The 18,566-nt window shown below is 38.3% G+C and carries 22 protein-coding genes; 10 read left to right on the top strand and 12 right to left on the bottom strand.

All coding sequences use genetic code 11. The features are described from left to right. Positions 1-122 precede the first annotated feature (122 nt). Positions 123-1,433, top strand: coding sequence for a type VI immunity family protein (locus F938_RS17750; protein ID WP_005033969.1), 1,311 nt, complete (start codon positions 123-125; stop codon positions 1,431-1,433). Between the two features lie 104 nt (positions 1,434-1,537). On the opposite strand, the gene F938_RS17745 is transcribed toward F938_RS17750, so the two are convergent. Continuing rightward, positions 1,538-2,311 (bottom strand): AraC family transcriptional regulator, encoded by a 774-nt coding sequence (locus F938_RS17745; RefSeq protein WP_010591291.1) that lies wholly within the window; start codon positions 2,309-2,311, stop codon positions 1,538-1,540. A gap of 146 nt (positions 2,312-2,457) precedes the next feature. On the opposite strand from F938_RS17745, the gene F938_RS17740 reads away from it, so the two are divergent. Further along, positions 2,458-3,399 (top strand): DMT family transporter, encoded by a 942-nt coding sequence (locus tag F938_RS17740; protein ID WP_005033967.1) that lies wholly within the window; start codon positions 2,458-2,460, stop codon positions 3,397-3,399. Positions 3,400-3,490: 91 nt separating this feature from the next. On the opposite strand, the gene F938_RS17735 is transcribed toward F938_RS17740, so the two are convergent. After that, positions 3,491-4,735: a YihY family inner membrane protein gene (locus tag F938_RS17735; protein ID WP_004825126.1), complete on the bottom strand. Its 1,245-nt coding sequence runs from the start codon at positions 4,733-4,735 to the stop codon at positions 3,491-3,493. A 118-nt stretch (positions 4,736-4,853) separates the two neighbouring features. Here F938_RS17735 and wrbA point away from each other — a divergent pair, with 118 nt between their 5' ends. After that, positions 4,854-5,447, top strand: coding sequence for an NAD(P)H:quinone oxidoreductase (wrbA, locus tag F938_RS17730; protein ID WP_004825125.1), 594 nt, complete (start codon positions 4,854-4,856; stop codon positions 5,445-5,447). 179 nt (positions 5,448-5,626) lie between these two features. On the opposite strand, the gene F938_RS17725 is transcribed toward wrbA, so the two are convergent. The 5 genes from F938_RS17725 to F938_RS17705 all read right to left on the bottom strand — a co-directional run bounded on the left by F938_RS17725 (position 5,627) and on the right by F938_RS17705 (position 9,464). Next, entirely contained in the window at positions 5,627-5,992 is a 366-nt protein-coding gene (locus F938_RS17725) for a hypothetical protein (RefSeq protein ID WP_005033964.1), read from the bottom strand. 232 nt (positions 5,993-6,224) lie between these two features. Continuing rightward, the gene (locus F938_RS17720) at positions 6,225-7,088 is read right to left on the bottom strand and encodes an acyl-CoA thioesterase (protein ID WP_005033962.1); all 864 of its coding nucleotides are present in this window, start codon (positions 7,086-7,088) and stop codon (positions 6,225-6,227) included. 151 nt (positions 7,089-7,239) lie between these two features. Continuing rightward, positions 7,240-7,815: a xanthine phosphoribosyltransferase gene (locus F938_RS17715; RefSeq protein WP_004825120.1), complete on the bottom strand. Its 576-nt coding sequence runs from the start codon at positions 7,813-7,815 to the stop codon at positions 7,240-7,242. Positions 7,816-7,918: 103 nt separating this feature from the next. Continuing rightward, positions 7,919-8,623: a DUF3108 domain-containing protein gene (locus F938_RS17710; RefSeq protein ID WP_010591293.1), complete on the bottom strand. Its 705-nt coding sequence runs from the start codon at positions 8,621-8,623 to the stop codon at positions 7,919-7,921. A 154-nt stretch (positions 8,624-8,777) separates the two neighbouring features. Beyond that, entirely contained in the window at positions 8,778-9,464 is a 687-nt protein-coding gene (locus tag F938_RS17705; RefSeq protein ID WP_005033958.1) for a hypothetical protein, read from the bottom strand. Between the two features lie 230 nt (positions 9,465-9,694). Here F938_RS17705 and F938_RS17700 point away from each other — a divergent pair, with 230 nt between their 5' ends. Continuing rightward, positions 9,695-10,576, top strand: a complete 882-nt coding sequence (locus F938_RS17700) for an energy transducer TonB (protein ID WP_004825113.1) — start codon at positions 9,695-9,697, stop codon at positions 10,574-10,576. 75 nt (positions 10,577-10,651) lie between these two features. On the opposite strand, the gene F938_RS17695 is transcribed toward F938_RS17700, so the two are convergent. From F938_RS17695 to radC, 4 genes are all read right to left on the bottom strand, one after another. Beyond that, positions 10,652-11,134 carry an ankyrin repeat domain-containing protein gene (locus F938_RS17695; protein WP_005033955.1) on the bottom strand — a complete coding sequence of 161 codons (483 nt, stop codon included), beginning with the start codon at positions 11,132-11,134 and terminating at the stop codon, positions 10,652-10,654. A 106-nt stretch (positions 11,135-11,240) separates the two neighbouring features. Beyond that, positions 11,241-11,525, bottom strand: coding sequence for an antibiotic biosynthesis monooxygenase family protein (locus F938_RS17690; protein ID WP_004825107.1), 285 nt, complete (start codon positions 11,523-11,525; stop codon positions 11,241-11,243). A 98-nt stretch (positions 11,526-11,623) separates the two neighbouring features. Then, the gene (locus F938_RS17685) at positions 11,624-12,535 is read right to left on the bottom strand and encodes a bestrophin family protein (RefSeq protein ID WP_004825105.1); all 912 of its coding nucleotides are present in this window, start codon (positions 12,533-12,535) and stop codon (positions 11,624-11,626) included. A 38-nt stretch (positions 12,536-12,573) separates the two neighbouring features. Then, positions 12,574-13,296 carry a RadC family protein gene (gene radC, locus F938_RS17680; RefSeq protein ID WP_004825103.1) on the bottom strand — a complete coding sequence of 241 codons (723 nt, stop codon included), beginning with the start codon at positions 13,294-13,296 and terminating at the stop codon, positions 12,574-12,576. A gap of 114 nt (positions 13,297-13,410) precedes the next feature. Here radC and coaBC point away from each other — a divergent pair, with 114 nt between their 5' ends. The 6 genes from coaBC to F938_RS17650 all read left to right on the top strand — a co-directional run bounded on the left by coaBC (position 13,411) and on the right by F938_RS17650 (position 18,024). Further along, the gene (gene coaBC / locus F938_RS17675) at positions 13,411-14,676 is read left to right on the top strand and encodes a bifunctional phosphopantothenoylcysteine decarboxylase/phosphopantothenate--cysteine ligase CoaBC (protein ID WP_005033953.1); all 1,266 of its coding nucleotides are present in this window, start codon (positions 13,411-13,413) and stop codon (positions 14,674-14,676) included. A gap of 164 nt (positions 14,677-14,840) precedes the next feature. Then, positions 14,841-15,215 carry a cytochrome b562 gene (locus F938_RS17670; RefSeq protein ID WP_004825098.1) on the top strand — a complete coding sequence of 125 codons (375 nt, stop codon included), beginning with the start codon at positions 14,841-14,843 and terminating at the stop codon, positions 15,213-15,215. Between the two features lie 380 nt (positions 15,216-15,595). Further along, entirely contained in the window at positions 15,596-16,447 is an 852-nt protein-coding gene (locus F938_RS17665; RefSeq protein ID WP_005033951.1) for a bifunctional transcriptional activator/DNA repair enzyme AdaA, read from the top strand. Continuing rightward, positions 16,434-17,171, top strand: a complete 738-nt coding sequence (locus tag F938_RS17660) for a 2OG-Fe(II) oxygenase (protein WP_005033949.1) — start codon at positions 16,434-16,436, stop codon at positions 17,169-17,171. Before F938_RS17665 ends, F938_RS17660 begins: the two co-directional genes overlap by 14 nt. 3 nt (positions 17,172-17,174) lie before the next feature. After that, positions 17,175-17,420, top strand: a complete 246-nt coding sequence (locus F938_RS17655) for an Ada metal-binding domain-containing protein (protein ID WP_005033946.1) — start codon at positions 17,175-17,177, stop codon at positions 17,418-17,420. After that, positions 17,407-18,024, top strand: a complete 618-nt coding sequence (locus F938_RS17650; protein WP_005033944.1) for an alpha-ketoglutarate-dependent dioxygenase AlkB family protein — start codon at positions 17,407-17,409, stop codon at positions 18,022-18,024. The genes F938_RS17655 and F938_RS17650 overlap by 14 nt, the downstream gene beginning before the upstream one ends. Before the next feature lie 12 nt (positions 18,025-18,036). On the opposite strand, the gene F938_RS17645 is transcribed toward F938_RS17650, so the two are convergent. Continuing rightward, a complete protein-coding gene (locus F938_RS17645) occupies positions 18,037-18,510 on the bottom strand; it encodes a hypothetical protein (protein WP_005033941.1) in 474 nt (157 codons plus the stop codon). Positions 18,511-18,566 lie beyond the last annotated feature (56 nt).

Raw genomic sequence — 18,566 nt, 5'->3', positions numbered from 1 at the left:
TTTGATATCGAAGAAGCAGAAAAGTTGGATTATTTTGGGAAATTGCAACAAGAAGCTAAATTGATTTCTAAATATGCCTTTTTAGATAGGCGAGTAGATTGGTAGGATAATCTGTTTATCATATGTATTTAAAAACTGAAGAAGAATATAAATTTTGGGCTGAGCAACAAGAACAAGGTGCGATTGGTGGAGGGCTTTTTGCCAAAGGTGGTCCTGAAGATTATGTGGGTGCAATACCTGCAATTCGTGCAGTTTTATATTTTAAAGAGGGCTTTAGTGATGACATGCGAGAAGCGATTGCCCAATGCTTTGATGATTATCAAACTTATGCCAAAGATCATTTAACATGGCTGTGGTTGGATGAACCACCCAAAGGAGCAGGTTCTGATAGCACAGAATTTAAAAATGTAAAACCCATACGTGAGATTTTTAAATTTTATAGTCCAATGAAATCACTGGGTTTTTTATATACCAGTGGTAAAGAAAAGTTTGCAACGGGAGCATGGGAATTTAATATTGGTGGTGCGAGTAAATGGCAAATCATAAATGGTACTTATCAAAGTACCTTAACTTTTTCTATGCCTATTGAATGGGTAGAAAAAAACACGAAAATTTTTATTGAGTTATTTATTAAATTTGCAAATCGCTTAAAAGCCAAGCATGGTTACGCATGTATCATTTCACGAATTCGAGATGATAAAAATGAACTAACGGAAGCCTACTTATCTCGAAAATGGTGGGCAATGGATGTGGGTAATCCTTATCTTGAGTCAGACAATCTACTGAATGGAATAAAAACCGTGAGTTGGTTAACAGCAATTAATTATGAATGGTTTAATCCGATCAAGGAAGAACAAGCGCTCAATAGTGAATTGCCCATGAGTTGGTTTATTGGCTATGACTATGGCACAGGGATCGTCATTCAGGCAGGAAATTTAGCTCTAAATGGCTTTGTTGAAGAAGACCCATTACCTGCTCCCTATGTATTGTTAAATCGAGTTCTAAAACCGTTACGTGTTGAAAAGATTCGAGCAATACACTATGGGAATCATAATAATGAAGAAAATCCTTTGATTACTGGTTATCGCGCAGAAGCATGGATGAAACGCTTTGATATCGAAGAAGCAGAAAAGTTGGATTATTTTGGGAAATTGCAACAAGAAGCTATTGTTGAAGAAGACCCATTACCTGCTCCCTATGTATTGTTAAATCGAGTTCTAAAACCGTTACGTGTTGAAAAAATTGGAAGTTTACATCGGGGAAATCATAATAATGATGAAAATCCTTTGATTACTGGCTATCGCGCAGAAGCATGGATGAAACGCTTTGATATCGAAGAAGCAGAAAAGTTGGATTATTTTGGGAAATTGCAACAAGAAGCTAAATTGATTTCTAAATATGCCTTTTTAGATAGGCGAGTGGATTGGAGTTGATTTGTATGTGTCAAAATTTTTTAATTTATTAAAACGTTTTTATTTTCAATTAACTGATCATTATATTCAGTAGATTGACCATTTCAATTTATTGTTAAAACGGTCTAATGATCAAATAATTTTCTAAACTGATCTGGTGTGAGCATCATCCAACGTTTAAACATATTAATAAATGCAGAGGCATTGGCATAACCTAGATCTAAAGCAATACTTTCTACAGTTCGACCTTCATTCAGCAAAGACATGGCTTTCATGACTTTGAGGCGTTGTCGCCATTCATTCAAAGACATAGCAAGTTCCTTTTGACTGAGTCGCGCTAAAGTACGCTCAGTCATATTGATTCGTTTAGCCAAGCTTTCCAAGGTGCTTTGATCAGCGGGATGGGCATGTAAGAAATCTAAAATTTGCTTGAGCGCATGATGTTCTGTGTGAGGTAAATAGCTGCCAATGAGTTCTGCATGTTGAAGTTGATCCAATAAGACTTGTAATAATCTTAAATATTCAGGTTCTGTCTCTTGAAGTGAATGCTGTTTGAGATGCTGTAAAATGGCAGAAACAAGCGGAGAGGTTAAAAGAATCCCTGCTTGTTGCGGTAGGGCATGACAAAGTGACTCATGTATATATAAGGTGGCATGTGAAACAGGGGTCCGGTTTAATCCACTATGTTGGGTATTTGGAGGTAACCAAACCCCATAAGGTGGTGGAGTAATATAATTCATCTGATGAATATTCACTTCCATAACACCATTGAATGCATAAATAAATTCTCCCCAAGCATGCCCGTGTTGAGGATAAATAGATTGTGCAGGATCATGTCGAAAAATAAGCCAAAGCGGGGCAATAATCTCATCATTGGTCGTGAGTTGAGTAAAATGCATTGCATGGACTGTTTTTCTTATGACCACGATAAATTGCCTGAATTAGATGATGCTTTGTCTACTTTGAATTATATTCTATAAAACAGACAGGAATATAGTGTAACTATTCTCTTGAGTTCGAGTGCAATATCGTGGATACGCGTAAAATGCTGGATCGCAAAGCATCTGCTTTGATGGTTGGATTATGTATGATTTGGGGCTTACAACAAGTCGTACTTAAATTGGCAGCAGCAGATATTTCACCCATGATGCAAATTGCCATTCGCTCAGGACTTTCTGCAATTTTAGTCTATCCCTTAATACAGCGACAAAAAGGGACAACGCTATGGTCTAAACAATATTTATTTCCAGGCATGTGGGTTGCATTTTTATTTTCAGCGGAGTTTTTCCTCGTAGCAGAAGCACTTAGGTATACTTCTGCATCTCATACCGTAGTTTTACTCTATACCGCACCTATCTTTGTAGCACTGGGTTTACATTGGAAACTTCCTGCAGAGCGACTCTCCATGTTGCAATGGGTGGGAATTTTTATTGCATTTTTAGGTATCGTGGTGACCTTTTTAGGTCGGGAAGAAGTACACAGCACTGCTACACAAGCGATGATTTCTAATACTTTGTTTGGTGATTTTCTCGCTTTGCTTGCGGGCTTACTTTGGGCTCTGACCACGATTTCTTTGCGTTTAACTCAGTTATCGGATGCGCATCCGACACAAACTTTATTCTATCAATTGGTTGGTGGCTGTGTATTGCTATTGCCTTTGGCTTTTCTGATGGGGCAAGCTGAAATTCATTGGACAGGTTTAGCTATTGGGAGTCTGATTTTCCATACCATTGTGGTGTCGTTTATCAGTTTTATGCTGTGGTTTTGGCTACTTCGAAATTACTTGGCTAATCGCTTGGGGGTATTTTCTTTTCTTACTCCGATTTTTGGAATGTTATTTGGTGTACTTTTTCTGAATGAACAGATTGAATTAAATTTTCTTTTTGGTGCAGCAATGGTCATGTTGGGCGTAATTATTGTCAGCTTACATCATTGGATTGAAAAGAAATTCTATTCTCAAGTAAAGACCAATGAGTGGTCTGAATAACAGTATTTCAATCGCAAAAGGCTAAGCATTTTTTATTGCCACCGACTGATCAGTGGGATGGAAAATGCTTAGCGCCAGTGACTTATTTCAATTATTTATCATCTAAAATCGTTGAAAGTGGAATTGATAATTTGGCTGCCAAATATTCATCAGACTCAATCAGTGTTGGACCAATATGTTTCATCCACACATCATCATCATGAACATGTTCGACATCTTTACGACGTGGCAGTGTATAAGGCAGTGAAGTATAGAAAGACCAAAAATCGATTTCATCTAAATTTCTGACCAATACATACTCGTTGTTATCTGTGCGTTTAACCAAATTCTGCTTTTCTAAAAGCTGCACGTAAAGAGGCCAGCGTCCAATTTCACCACGACCTAAAATATCGAGAGCTTCAGTATCCGTGACCACTTGTCCTGTTTTTTGCTTTTTATAGAATAATTCCAAGATGTCCAACATCATCAGTACAGGGTGGCGCGTCTGAATCTTGCCTGTATGAAAAGCAGTTAAGGCATAACTAATTTCCACACCCAATAAGACGATATTCCAAGATAAAAATATCCATAACAGGAAAATTGGTACAGCAGCAAATGCCCCGTAGACTAAGGTATAGCTGGTGAAATTGGTCATCACAAAACCAAACAGATTTTTTAGTAATTCAAAAGCAACAGCGCCAAATACTCCAGCGATAGCAGCTGCCTTGATTGGAACGCTACGATTGGGAATCGTCCAATATAAAATAAAAAATCCTAAAGTGGTGAGTGCAAAAGAGATCACTGCAAATAAGGCTGTACCATCTACTTCATAGCCCGCAAAGTTATTACTGAGTACATTCATTGATGCCAATGTAGACGAAATCACAAAGGCACTGCCCAACAAAATTGGTCCTAAGGAAATAATCGTCCAATAGCGCATAAAGCCTATGATGCCATTACGTGTTTCTTTGACGCGCCAAATACGGTTGAACACACTTTCAATACTGGTCAGCATCAGCACGGTTGTGATGAATAAAAACAATACCCCGATCACGGTTAAATTGCTTGAATTCTCTGTAAACACATTAAAGGCTTTATCAAAAGCAATACTGGTTTTAGGTAGAAAATTACTGTAAATCATCTGCTGGAGTTGTTGTCTGGCAGGTTCTAGCGCCTTAATCGACGAAATGATGACCAAGAACACTGTCAACATGGGGACAACCGCAAATAAAGTGGTATAGGTCAGTGATCCTGCTTGATCACGACAACGATCTGCTTCAAAACGACGTATTACAAAAAGAATGAATTGAAACCAAGTTTTTTGATAGAAGGGTAATTTTTTAATTAATTCAAACATATATCTCTGATCTCAATTATTTTTCGGCATATCTTTCAGTTTCATTTATTAAGCTTACCCAAAAAAGCCGAAAAATACCGTATAGTTTTATTGTCTTAGCTATTATCAACCCATACTTATGCAAGCCTATGTTCTCGTACTTTACTATAGCAAATATGGATCTACCAAAGAAATGGCACACTTGATTGCCAATGGTATCGAAGCAACCGGAACGGCGGTAAAAATTCGCACAGTTCCTCATCTTTCAACGGTGGTTCAAGAAGCACAACCGAGTATTCCAGAAGAAGGCGATATTTATTGTAGTTTGGAAGATTTACAAAACTGTGCAGGTTTGGCGCTTGGCTCTCCAACACGCTTTGGAAATATGGCTTCTGAAATGAAATATTTTTGGGACCAAACCACCAGTCTCTGGTTAAACGGTGCTTTGCACAATAAACCTGCTTGTGTCTTTACCTCATCAGGTTCAATGCACGGTGGACAGGAAAGTACATTACTGACCATGTTACCGCCGTTATTTCATCACGGAATGATGATTATGGGATTGACCAATGCTCATCCCGCATTATCAAATACCAAATCTGGTGGTACACCTTATGGGGTGAGTCATGTCAGTGGACCACGTCATGACCAAAGTTTGAGTACAGATGAAAAATTATTATGTACTGAGCAGGGTAAGCGTTTAGGTGAAATCGTTCAAAAGTTAAATCGTTAAGCAGACACTGGCTTTAATACTGCTTTGATTCTTTTATAAAATAAAGCCATGCGTATTAAAGCCACAATTATAAAATAAAGTCACGATGCAAGATGATCTGGATTCACTTTGGGACCTTCGACATTTTGTAAGTTCGTGATGCTTTATGATAAAAGCATCATGTGACGAGTCCTGTGATTTTATTGTTTGATATTAAAGCGATATTTGCATTTTTGGCATTGATAATCAAAGAAAATATTTTGATCGACAATCACACCCGCTTTTTTACCAAAGCGATTTCCTAAAAAACCACCAGTGATACCTACACTGATTGCCCCCACAAATGTACCGACAGTGCCGCCAACAATCACACCCAAAGGTCCAGCGACCGTACCGATTGCAGCACCAATTGAAGCCCCTGATGCTGCACCGCCTACCGTGCCAGCTGCTGCACCTGCAGAGGTCAGCAAGACACTTCCTGCTTTGCCTAAAAGTTGTTCATGATCACGTCGTGTTAAGTCTGTCGAGCCACATTTTGGGCAAGTTACTGCTTGTTCATCAGTCATTGATTGTTTACTCACTCAACAAAGTCCATTTGTCTTCGCTAAGTTATAGTTAATATTTCACTCATTTTCACGACAGCTGTTTTACAATGCTGATCATGAGACTTGATTCGATTGTAACTGAATATAATGTAGATTCTTTATATTTTATGTGAAGACGTTGGGTAGAAAAGTTTAAATATAAATATAGGTTTAAGCGATTAAATCAAAAACTTACATGATACCATGTAATGTTTTATCGTGATTTAACACGCATTAAACTCTCTTGGGTGACGCTGCATACTAATTTTCCAGCTTGCCAGATTCGCCCAAAATTCAGCCCTCTAGATTGACTGGAAACAGTCGCATCCATGTCATACAACAACCATTCATCAACTCTAAATGCTGAATGAAAATAAATGCTGTGATCTAGACTTGCACTGCGAACTCCGCCATTTGCATAACTTACGCCATGCGGTCTGAGTGATGTGGTCAACAGATTATAGTCGGAATAATAAGCAACAATTGCTTGATGAATCATGGGAAGATCGAACTCTGCAGGGATTCTGTGAAAAGTTTGCATATATTCGGCATAGCGGGTTTCTGATTTGACGGGTTTAAATGGATTAAAGGGTTGTACTGGATGTACTTTAACGAAAAACTGACGCATAAACATATCCTGAGCAGCTTTAGGCACATCCTTATAGATCAACTGCTTATGCTGTTGTTCTGATAAAAGATGATCGGGTAGAGGATAATCTGGTGCTTCAATGTGATTATTTAAACCAGTTTCAATCAGTGCAAATGAAATCATCGCTGAAAATATAATATGACCAGCTTGCCATGCATTCACTTGTCGAGTGGTAAAGCTTTTGCCGTCTCGTAAATTTTCCACTTTAAATAAAATGGGTAAATCTGTACGACCACTACGAATAAAATATGCATGTAAGGAGTGTGCAGGACGATCAGTGGTTTTTGATGCAGCAATCAAAGCCTGTGCAACCAATTGTCCTCCCATCAAGTGTGAACCAAATAGTTGTGTATTTTGTCCTTGAAATAAGTAGCTATCCAGTTGTTTTACATTCAACAGATCAATGAATTCTTGGGTGAGTGATCTCATCTATAATTGCCTGAGTGCATCATTATTTAAAGAATATAGAATAAAAAAACAAGGAAAAGAATGGTTAAAAAGACCTGAGCACTTTTTTATAAGCGATAAAAAAGAGCGCATAGAGCGCTCAATTTTAAGATAAAAGCTTAAGCTAACAGTCTTAGTCTTTTACAAAAGTAACAGTACCATTTGCCAAAGATTCAACACGTGCCAAAGATTCAACACGGTAACCTTTATCTAGCAACAGTTGACGACCGGGTTGGAATGATTTCTCAATCACGATCCCGATGCCAACCACCTCTGCTTCAGCCTGATGAATTAAGTCAGCAAGACCTAAAGCAGCTTGACCATTGGCTAAGAAATCATCAATGACTAAAGCTTTATCGCCTTTAGTAATATGCTTTTTAGAAATCGCAATGGTACTTTCAATTTGTTTTGTAAAAGAGAATACTTTTGAACGATATAAATCATCTTTAAGGGTTAAAGATTGATATTTGCGTGCAAAAATAACAGGTACACCAAGCTCCAAACCAGCCATTACAGCAGGAGCAATACCTGACGCTTCAATTGTAATGATTTTGGTAATACCCGCATCTTTAAAGAGGCGAGCAAATTCCTGACCAATCAGTTGCATCATGGCAGGGTCAATTTGGTGGTTTAAGAAAGAATCGACTTTCAGAACTTGATCAGATAGAACGATACCTTCAGCTAAGATTTTCTGTTCTAGTGCGTGCACAGGGAGAATCCTCTAGAGGCAAGGTGCTTTTTAAAGCAAAGGCGTATTTTAAAAAGCACCAAAAAAAATGCAAGCTCAAATTGACCAAAAGGTGAAAAATCTCTTACTTTTTGTAACTGGTCAGGGTTAAGTTATAAGAGGTCTTACCATCTACATGCGACATTTTTACAGGTAAATAGTCCAATTGTGGTGCTAACCAGAAGATTGAGCTTTTTTCCCCATTATCATGAGTGAGTACCACTTTGATGGTATTGTACGTTCCCGCTGGGGTTTTAATGGATTCAGTACCTTGTTTTACAAAACGACGAGCGTCAAGCCCCTTAGCATCAGCGATCAGATAGCTCGATTTTAAACCAGAACCTTTTAAGTCTTCACGTACTTGTAATTCAGCATTGAGTTCATCCAAAGCACCTGCTTTCCAAGGGAAAGATCGTGCTTGATCTTTTTTCTTGGTATTGATGGTTTTATTGTTTGGATTGAAGTTAATGGTCATCGTGTCGTTATGTACCAACACTTTACTGGTACGACTAAAACTATTGGAATTAATTTGACCATTGCTAAAAGTAAAACGACTGGTTTCGCTTGCTGATGCAATTGCAGCCGCTTTGGCAGCAAAGACATAGGTCCAATTGTTACCATTTTGACTTAAAGTACGGGTAGCAGAGCCTAGATTTTTGCCATTATAAGCAAATTGATAGCTGGCTTGGAATGGACTCATGGCAAGAGCATTGCTTGAAAATCCAACCAATAACATTGCAGTAGAAATACCGGCTGCTGTGCTGAATGTTTTAAATAACGTTTTTGCCATCATTAAATGTCCTATGCATTTAAAAGTATCTGTGAGTTATAGCATCTATTATGCAATGTAATTGGGGAGAAAATATTCACTTTATTTCAAATCCTGTGAATTTATGTATTGGTTTTGCTCGGTTTGACTTGAAATTTGACCCAAAATGAACGATTTAGCTTTTTTGCTCGATGGGTGTGACCTTATCGTCGATATAATCCTCTTCTTCTAAGTCAACCATGCGGTCATCATCTTCTCTAAAATTACTGAATATGGCTGTGAGATTGACATTCCCAATCACCACTAACTCTGTTTCACGAAGTTCGGCATGATTAACATGAACTTTATTTAAAGTGTCCATAATAGAGCGGTTTTTACCTAACCAACGGTTAAGGTCTAAATGTAATAATTCATCCTTCACGCGAATGACATCAAATTTTTCTAAGATCATGCCCAAAGGATCTTTTTTAAGTACCTTTTGATAGAAGAACAATGCACAATTTACGCCCATTTTGTACCAAATATTAGGATACTTTGCTTCGATGACTTGGGTGTTGCTGATTTGTTCAAAAACAATCAGTTGCATATCTTTGTTCATTTCCATTTGAACTAATTTAAGATCGACAGACAATACCAAATGCATGCCTTTAACATTCAGTGTTGCATAAAGTCTTAACCAATCATCATGCAAGTCGGCATGTAAATCTTCAAGAATTTTGACATTGTCAGTCACATAACGTTTAAACGTTGCATTTAAAAATACTTGAGAGAGTGGAAATTCGCGCTCTTCTTCTATAAAACCTTCGGCTTTTTGGTATACTTGTCGAATACGTTTAACAATGTTAGAAAGTAGCGTCGGCATAAGTATGGTCCCAAATCATCATCACTTTTAGGCGATAAACTTGTCGATGATTAAAAAAATTCAAGTCTAAAGATTGCAGTTTAGCAAAAAACATTGCACCATTTTGAGTGTTTTAAAATTACGTTTTTACTTTCATTAAGTCAGTCACAAAGTTTGTGAATAATGTAAGACTAAACTTATTTTAATAAATTTTAAATTTGGCAATTGGGGAATTTTGTCGGATTAATGTCATGATAAAAAAATTATTTGCCAATACGCAACATACTGGGTACTGGTGGCAAGATGCATTATTTGTCGGGGCAGTTTCAATTGCTGTAATTGTCCACGGGTTATTTTTATCTGTGCAATTTGGTATGCCGCAAGAAAATAATACTGCGACAAAAGAAATTGCTGTCAGTATTCGCCCAAGTGAAGATAAAGTCAAAGATGCTGATTTCCTTGCGCAAGCAGATCAACAAGGTTCAGGAACCTTTCGTAAAGAACATCGGATGTCCTCTGATATGCCAGCACAAGCTGAAGATAAAAGTGCAGGGGATCAACAGCTTGAAGCTTTAGAGCAAATACAGCAAAAACGTGAATTAAAATTTGAAGAAAAAGTGCTGATGACCGTTTTAAGTTGGCAAAAGCAAGCTGAACAAAACGATCGAAAAAAGGCAATGGAAGAATTACAAAGCCAAATGCAAGCCAAAGCCGCGATGGTGGCGAGCTTAGAAGCACAATATTTACAAAAGCAGCAAAATTTTAGTAAACAACAAAAAATTAAAACCTTAGATGGCATTCAAGCGAAACAAGATGCATCGGCTGGTTATTTGGATAAATTCCGTGAAAAAGTCGAAATGTATGGCAACCGCTATTATCCTGATCTTGCTAAGCAACAGCGCCTTTCAGGTGAAGTTCGTTTAATGGTGATTCTGAATAATGAAGGGGGAATACGGGCAATTCGTTTAATCGAAAGTTCAGGTCATGCCATTTTAGATGAAGCCGCTAAAAATTCGGTACGTAAGGGTGCTCCATTTGGACGTTTTGATGCAAAAATGAAAGATATTTCTGAACTACGAATTGTCAGAACGTGGCGTTTCGATCCCGCTGAGTCTGAATTTGAAGTCCATTAGAGCGCTTAGCAAAACCTTGTATTGCCTAGTTCAATCAATGCACTCGCAGCTTAAAAATCTGCTAAAGTCGACTGACTATAAAGAATGAGTTTGGTACTGTTGCACCAAGCTGATACCTTCTGGGAATTTCATCAACAATGCCAAATCATAAGGGCTTTTCGCAGAGCGATTTTTGCTGTTTAAATCAGCACCGTTTTCTAGTAATAGCTTAACCAGATCATAGTGTTGTTGAGCATTAAAAATAGCAGTCCAAAGCGAAATATTTCCTGAATGATCTTGCAGTGATAAGTCTGCGCCATGTGCGATGATTGCGCGAGCAATACCGATATTATTTTTATAAACAGCTATCAAATGTAATGCTGTTTGTCCTTGATTATTTTGCAAATTTACATCAATGCCAAGCTCAATTAGTTTGAGCGCAATGTCATCTTGTTGATGTTGCAAGGCATACATCAGCAATGATGAACCATCAAGCTGTTGATTGAGGGTTTCAGCGGTGAGTTTTCCTAAAGCAGCGTTGCTTTCGCCGTGTAAAATCAGTTGGAATAATTCTGACATAGCAAAGTCCTTTTATAATTATATTTGGTCTGCCAATTTTAAGCGTTTTATGAAGAGATTGTCGATATTTCAGCTGTCGTAAGCATCTGTGAAGTGTCAACAGATGTTAATAAGATCTTGTGATTTCACAAATTTCGACACGAAAGTTTTTATACCACTGCAGTTTGCCAATCCTTTGAGCTGCTTGATGTTCTGCATCTTTATGCCATGCTTGGATATCTTCAAGTGAGTTCCAATAGGAAAGCGCAATTTCAAAGTCATTTTCGCAAATCGATTCAAATTTTTGACAGTTAAATTGAGTCAGCGCTTTTTCTCGTAAATGCTGCGCGGTTTGAATATAGGTCTGATCAAGTACATTGACCTGAGCTTTAAAAATAACCACATATTTCATATTTTATCCCTAGCTCTATATCACAGACATCATTCGATGTTGAATCCGCTTGGAAGCATGCTTGAGTTACTTAAGATCAGTTCTCAAGCGATTCTGCATTAAAGTAAATTATGATCCTGTGCTTGAATTGGTGGTGGGGTAGGTTTACCTAGGGTTCCGAGCAGTTCAATTTCAATCATACGAACCATCGAGTCGAGTGGTAAGTCATTGCTTTGAGTACCAAAAGGTTCTTCAATCTCAGTACTTAAAGCATCTAAGCCGAGAAATGTATACGCCAAAATGCCCACCAATAACGGTGTGGCTAAACCCAATAATGAACCTAAGCTAAATGGAAGCATAAAGCAGAAAAAATAGACAGTTCGATTTAATAAAACTGAATAGGCAAATGGTAAAGGTGTCGTAGCAATACGATCACAACCTGTTTGTACCAAACTGAGTTCATTAACATGCTCATTGAGCTGGGTGTAGATGATGTCTGAAATCTCACCTTCTTTCAAAGCTTGCATCAATTCCCATTGAATTAGACTCAGGGTGTATTGCGGTGCATTGGTCTGTTGGTAGAGTTGGGTTAATGCTTGAGGACTCATACCACTAGTTTCGACCAGAGCATCGGGATTGGCAGTTTGATGTCGTAAGCGATCTCTCAATAAGTTTGCAAAAACAATGACATGTTGAATAATTCTTTCGCGACGACCTTGCGGAAAAATACGGCAGTCACGGTCAAAGTGACGCGCATTTGCAATCAACATTCCCCAAAGCTTACGGGCTTCCCACCAACGGTCATAACATGCTGTGTTTTTAAAGCCTAAAAAAATAGACAGGACAACCCCGATAAGGGTAAAACCGACCAGAGGAAGCTCAGGAAAACGATATAAATCAGTATATTCAATTCCACCTACGATGGCAGAGATGAGCATCACAAAACCTAGCGGTGGTAACACTTTTGGCAGAATCGTACCACGCCAAGACAGGAGTAATTTAAGAGTATCGTTTTGATCGCGGACAATCATGTTTTTAAGTCTATAATTTTTTAGTGATCTTCACCGCTTCAAGGATACTTGTCAATCTTATTTGCAGGGAAAGTTTTAGATTTGATGAGTCCATGTTCAGTAAAGGAATAGCTTTGTTCAGCGGCGATGATCATATGATCTAATAATTCTATTTCAAGCAGTTGACAGGCTTTGAATATTTGCTGAGTTAGATCGTAATCTTCACGTGAAGGTTTTGCTAAACCTTTAGGATGATTATGGGCAATGACAATAAACGTCGCCTGTTTTTGTATGGCATGGCGTAATAATTGATTGATCGAAATGTTGCAGTAATTGATAGAACCAAAAAATAACTTTTTAAAGCTTAACTTGCGTAATTGGCTATCTAAACAAAGCACAGCAAAGACTTCTTGTTGTTCTCCAATCAATTCATAACGTAAATAATCTCGAATTAAATCAGAACGACTTAAGTCCATACCTTGTTGGAGTTGATGTTTAAGATAGCGACGACCTAATTCTTTGACTGCCATCAGTTGCGAATATTTAGTTTCTGCAATCCCATGAAACTGACGAAGCTCTTCTAAAGAGGCATCAAAGACGGCATTTAAATGTCCAAAATGCTGAATCAATATACGTGATAATTCGACCGCAGAGTGCTGTTTAGAGCCTGAACGAAGGAAGATTGCCAAAAGTTCGGCATCGGATAAACTGTGTGCCCCTTGCAAGAGTAATCTTTCACGTGGGCGTTCTTGTTCGGGCCATTGTTTGATTGAATGGTTCATTATTTTCCACATTTTTAATTTATTGTACTTTTCATTTTTCTCCCGATAACTGCTTGGGAGATAGACTATTTAATGCTATTGTGAGCGCCACTGCAACAGAAAGGTAGCCTGATCGTGAGTTTCGATCTCAGTGTGTTTTCTAATAAAAATATTATTCTTGCTGTCACTGGCGGTATTGCTGCCTATAAAAGTGCCATCCTTGTACGTCGTTTAAAGGATTACGGTTTTAATGTCCGTGTGGTGATGACGCATGGTGCACAAGCATTTATTACACCGCTGACTTTTCAGGCATTGTCAGGTAACCCCGTTCATACAGAATTATTAGACCCTGAAGCAGAAGCAGGGATGGGACATATTGAATTAGCACGTTGGGCAGATCTGGTTTTGGTTGCGCCAGCCAGTTGTGACACGATTGCAAAATTTGCTGCGGGATTGGCAGATGATTTACTCAGTACGCTTTATCTGGCAACAAAAGCACCTGTTTGGGTTGCCCCTGCAATGAACCAACAGATGTGGGCTGCCAAACCTACTCAACGTAATTTAAATACATTGGTTGAAGATGGTGTGCATGTGATCATGCCAGAAGCAGGCTCTCAAGCTTGTGGCGATGTTGGCTTAGGGCGTATGCCTGAACCAGAAGATCTCGCAGAACAGGTTAAAAATTATTTCCATCAGGCACAACGTGCGATTGCGGAAAAATTTGGCTTATTGGCTGGAAAGCGTGTGGTGATTACCGCAGGACCAACACGTGAAGCAATTGACCCCGTCCGTTATATTTCCAACCACAGTACAGGAAAAATGGGTTTTGCCATTGCAGCTGCGTGTTATTCAGCAGGAGCAAAAGTCACCTTATTGGCAGGACCAGTTAGTTTAGATACCCCGAATGGTGTGCGTCGTATCAATGTCTCTTCAGCAATCAAGATGCTGGATGAGAGCATGCATCAACTCGAAGAAGGTTGTGATGTTTTCATCGCAACTGCTGCTGTTGCGGACTATCGTGTGGCTGAAGTTGCTGAGCATAAGATCAAGAAAGCAGGTGATGAACTCAATGTTTCTCTAGTTAAAAATCCTGATATTGTGGCGACGATTGCACAACAGTCCAAGCGTCCATTTATGGTGGGTTTTGCTGCTGAAACACGCAATGTTGAAGAGTATGCAGCAGGAAAGCTAGTAGCAAAAAAACTCGATATGATTGCATGTAATGATGTTTCACGTGCAGATATTGGTTTTGCTTCAGATCAAAATGCAATGACGGTGTTTTTTGCTGAGCAATATCAAATGGAAAAGCGAGACTTGGAAAAAGCATCTAAACAAGAAATTGCTCAACAGTTGGTTGAAGCGATTCACGATGCTTTAAATCACAAAATTGAGCCTGTATAGATTTTCTTGGTCGGTTTTAAATATAAAAATGCAACGATTTCGTTGCATTTTTTATTTGCTATTTTTTGTGGTTTTAAACTATGTTTAATGTTGAATATGGATAATAGCTGTACTTTCATTCCCGTTGATAATTCACAATAGCCACAGTTTTAAGGAAGATCACAATGATCAAAAAAACTTTAGCCACCGTAATGATGATGTCTGCTTTGAGTTTGAGTTCAATGAGTTTTGCAGCAACTCTGCAACAGAATATGCAGGCATTGGGTAAAAACTATAAAGCATTTAATCAAACCACAAATCCAGCAGAAGCCAATAAAGCACTAGACAACATGCGTGCGGCTGCAACAGATGCAAAAAAAGTTAAACTGAAAGGTCGTGGTGATGCCAGTGCGCCAAGCTCAACACAACTTTATGATCAATTGATTGCACAGATTGATAAAACGCAAGCCTTAGTCAAAGGTGGACATTTAGATCATGCCAAAATGGAAGGCAAAAAAATTGCTGAAATTCGTGATCAAGGTCATAAGATCTATCAATAGTCTTACTGCGGAACTATGCATTTAGATGATTTATAAATAAGTCAAAATTATAGATCATATATTTATATACGTTCATTAACGTGATCCATATGGTTATAAAGCTTGCAATGCCACACTTTATAATTTACGTGTAGTGATAGCTCATCACGACAAAGAATCAGGTAAATTTATATCGCTTGTGTATAAACGACTTGTTTTTTTGACTAACGCAATTTCGAAGAATAGATTTATCCATTTAAAAAGCCGCTAGTTTAATGACTAACGGTTTTTTATTGTATGGTGATTTTTAAACGATATTGAATCACTAAACTCAGCATGATTCGGATTTGTTCATCACTTTATCTTTGTTAAGTTATAACGAGAAGATCAGGAGACATGTGATGCAACAGCAAAATCACTTTGCACGTATTGCAAAAGCCATAACCTATATTCAGCACAACTTTAAAGCACAGCCCAATCTTGATGAAGTGGCGGCACATATTCATTTAAGCCCTGCTCATTTTCAACGCTTATTTACTGAATGGGCGGGAACCAGCCCTAAAAAATTCTTGCAATATATTAGCTTGGAACATGCCAAAACATTATTAAAGCAAGATCATTCGGTATTTGATGCGGCTTATGATACTGGGCTTTCCAGTACCAGTCGTTTGCATGACTTATTTATACAAATAGAAGGGATGACGCCGGCTGAATATAAGCGTGGTGGTGAAGATTTAACGATCCATTATCAATATGCTGAAAGTCCATTTGGAACTGTTTTGGTGGCATCTACAGCGAAAGGCATTTGCTTTATGTCCTTTGTGGACAACGAGCAGGAAAGTTTTGCTGCAATGCTCGAAAAATTCCCCAATGCTCAATTTTATCAACAAGCAGATGTACTCCATGAGCATGCTTTGGCAATTTTTTCATCTGATTTTTCATCTGAGAATCAGCAATTAGGACAAATTAAACTTCATTTAAAAGGGACTGATTTTCAGCTAAAAGTCTGGGAAAGTTTACTTAAAATTCCAATGGGACAATTAACCACCTATGGTGATTTAGCTGAACAAGTGGGAAATCCTAAAGCCTCTCGTGCAGTGGGTAAGGCAGTGGGGCACAACCCCGTGGCATTCTTAATCCCCTGTCATCGAGTCATTCAAGCCACAGGCGTACTCGGTGAATATCATTGGGGTAAAAGTCGAAAAATGGCGATGATTGGTTGGGAAGGTGTTCAAACCCATGTCGACATTTAATATTCAACAGGCTCAAGTTCTGAGCGAGAAAATTAAGCATTTGGACTGGACAATAATCCATGAGCGGCTCAATCAGCAAGGTTATTCACACATTGAGAATTTTTTATCCGATGAGCTTTGTGAATTAATCAAAGCACATTATCACCATGAAGATTTATACCGTAAAACTGTCAATATGCAACGCTATCGTTTTGGCGAGGGTGAATATAAATATTTTCGTCACCCTTTACCCAATTTATTGCAATTGCTACGTACACAGTTTTACTCCCACCTCGTTCCGCTCGCCAATGCTTGGTTTGCGAATTTAAACATCGATCGGCAATATCCAGCATCACATGAAGCATTTTTACAGCAATGTCAGCAAGCGGGTCAAAACAAAGCGACTGTATTGATTTTGCATTATCAACAACATGGTTTTAATACCTTACATCAAGATCTCTATGGTGAGGTTTATTTCCCAATTCAAATGGTGATTTGTCTCAATCAAGCCAATGCTGATTTTAAGGGCGGTGAGCTGGTACTGACAGAGCAAATTCCTCGTGCACAGTCCAAAGCAATGGTGATACAACCGAACAAAGGTGACGTTTTACTTTTGACCACACACTTTAGACCCAAGAAAGGTACGCATAGTTACTATCGGGTCAATATGAAGCATGGTGTAAGTCAGTTAACTGAAGGAGAGCGTTATAGTTTAGGTATTATTTTTCATGATGCAGTGAGTTAAAGCATGATTCAGCATAGTGAAATAGAGAGATTAGCGTTATATAGCAAGCTTAAAAATGCTGAAATTTTATTTGCGGGCAACCAAAAACTAAGAATTTATGGACGTCTAGACTGCGCCTCTGGTAAACGGATGTTAAAAAACAATCGAGTATTCTTTAGTAGTGAAGCGGAAGCTTTAGCATTGCAATATCGACCTTGTGGACACTGTATGAAATCAGCCTATTTGAAGTGGAAAAATGCAACAACTTGAATTTAAACCTGAGCAAAATCAAAACTTGCTTCCATATGATGGCGTGGTTCATTATTTTGGAATCATTATGCAAGAACCTGTGGCGCACGCTTATTTTGAGCAACTGTTAAAGACGATTGAATGGAAAAATGATCAAGCGATTATTTTTGGCAAAAAGATCATCACCAAACGAAAAGTGGCATGGTATGGCAATCAGCCTTATGAATATACCTATTCCAACACATCAAAGTACGCCTTGCCGTGGACAAAGCAATTACTGGAACTTAAACAGCAGATTGAACGGATTACAGGTGAAACATTTAATTCCTGTCTGCTTAATCTTTACCACACAGGCGAAGAGGGAATGGCTTGGCACAGTGATGGTGAAACAGATCTAAAAAGGAATGGTACGATCGCATCTTTAAGCTTTGGAGCAGTCCGAAAATTTGCCTTTAAACATAAAAATAGCCAAGAAAAAGTTGAGATTTTTCTCGAAAATGGCAGTTTACTGATCATGAAAGACACCACACAAACCCATTGGTTGCATCGCTTGCCACCGACCAAAAAAGTCCACACTGCTCGGATTAATTTGACCTTTAGAACGATTGTTGAGACGGGTGTATAAAAATTTTTGTTGTTATTTTTCATGCAGCAGAAATAGGATGCCGCCAAAGATAAAGCCAATAAAACAACCATAAAAAATAAAAGAGTAGGGAATTAAATTTAGCAAAAATTGAGTTTGACTGAAGGGATAAAAAGGGTACATGTCTGCATGCATCAAACCATCTAAAAGAATGTGACTAAAACTGCCCGTCAGTGCACTGAGAGTTGCCACTCGCCATGTGATTTGCCAATTTTTTTGTTTGAGTAGTCTGCGCAAGACAAACTCACTCATCACTTTGCCTATGGGAATTGCGATTAAAGCAATCAAGAAGGCACCGATTAAATTGTGGGTATAAAGATGTAAAGTATTCCAGCCCAAAATCATACCAAGCAAAGGTTCGATATCCATCAGGACTTGAACACCCGAAAAAATAAGTAAGCTAAAGCGATGATTTCCGATTCCTTTACACGTTGTACCTAAACCTAAATGTAAGGGGGTAATGGGCATAGATGATTTGTCGTCGTATTTTGATTTTTAAAGTATAAAAAATGCCATGATCGAAT

Source organism: Acinetobacter bereziniae LMG 1003 = CIP 70.12 (assembly GCF_000368925.1).
In the GTDB taxonomy this organism is placed as follows: Bacteria; Pseudomonadota; Gammaproteobacteria; order Pseudomonadales; family Moraxellaceae; genus Acinetobacter; species Acinetobacter bereziniae.
The sequence above is the reverse complement of the archived record's forward strand: the minus strand, read 5'-3'. Positions and strand labels throughout refer to the sequence as shown.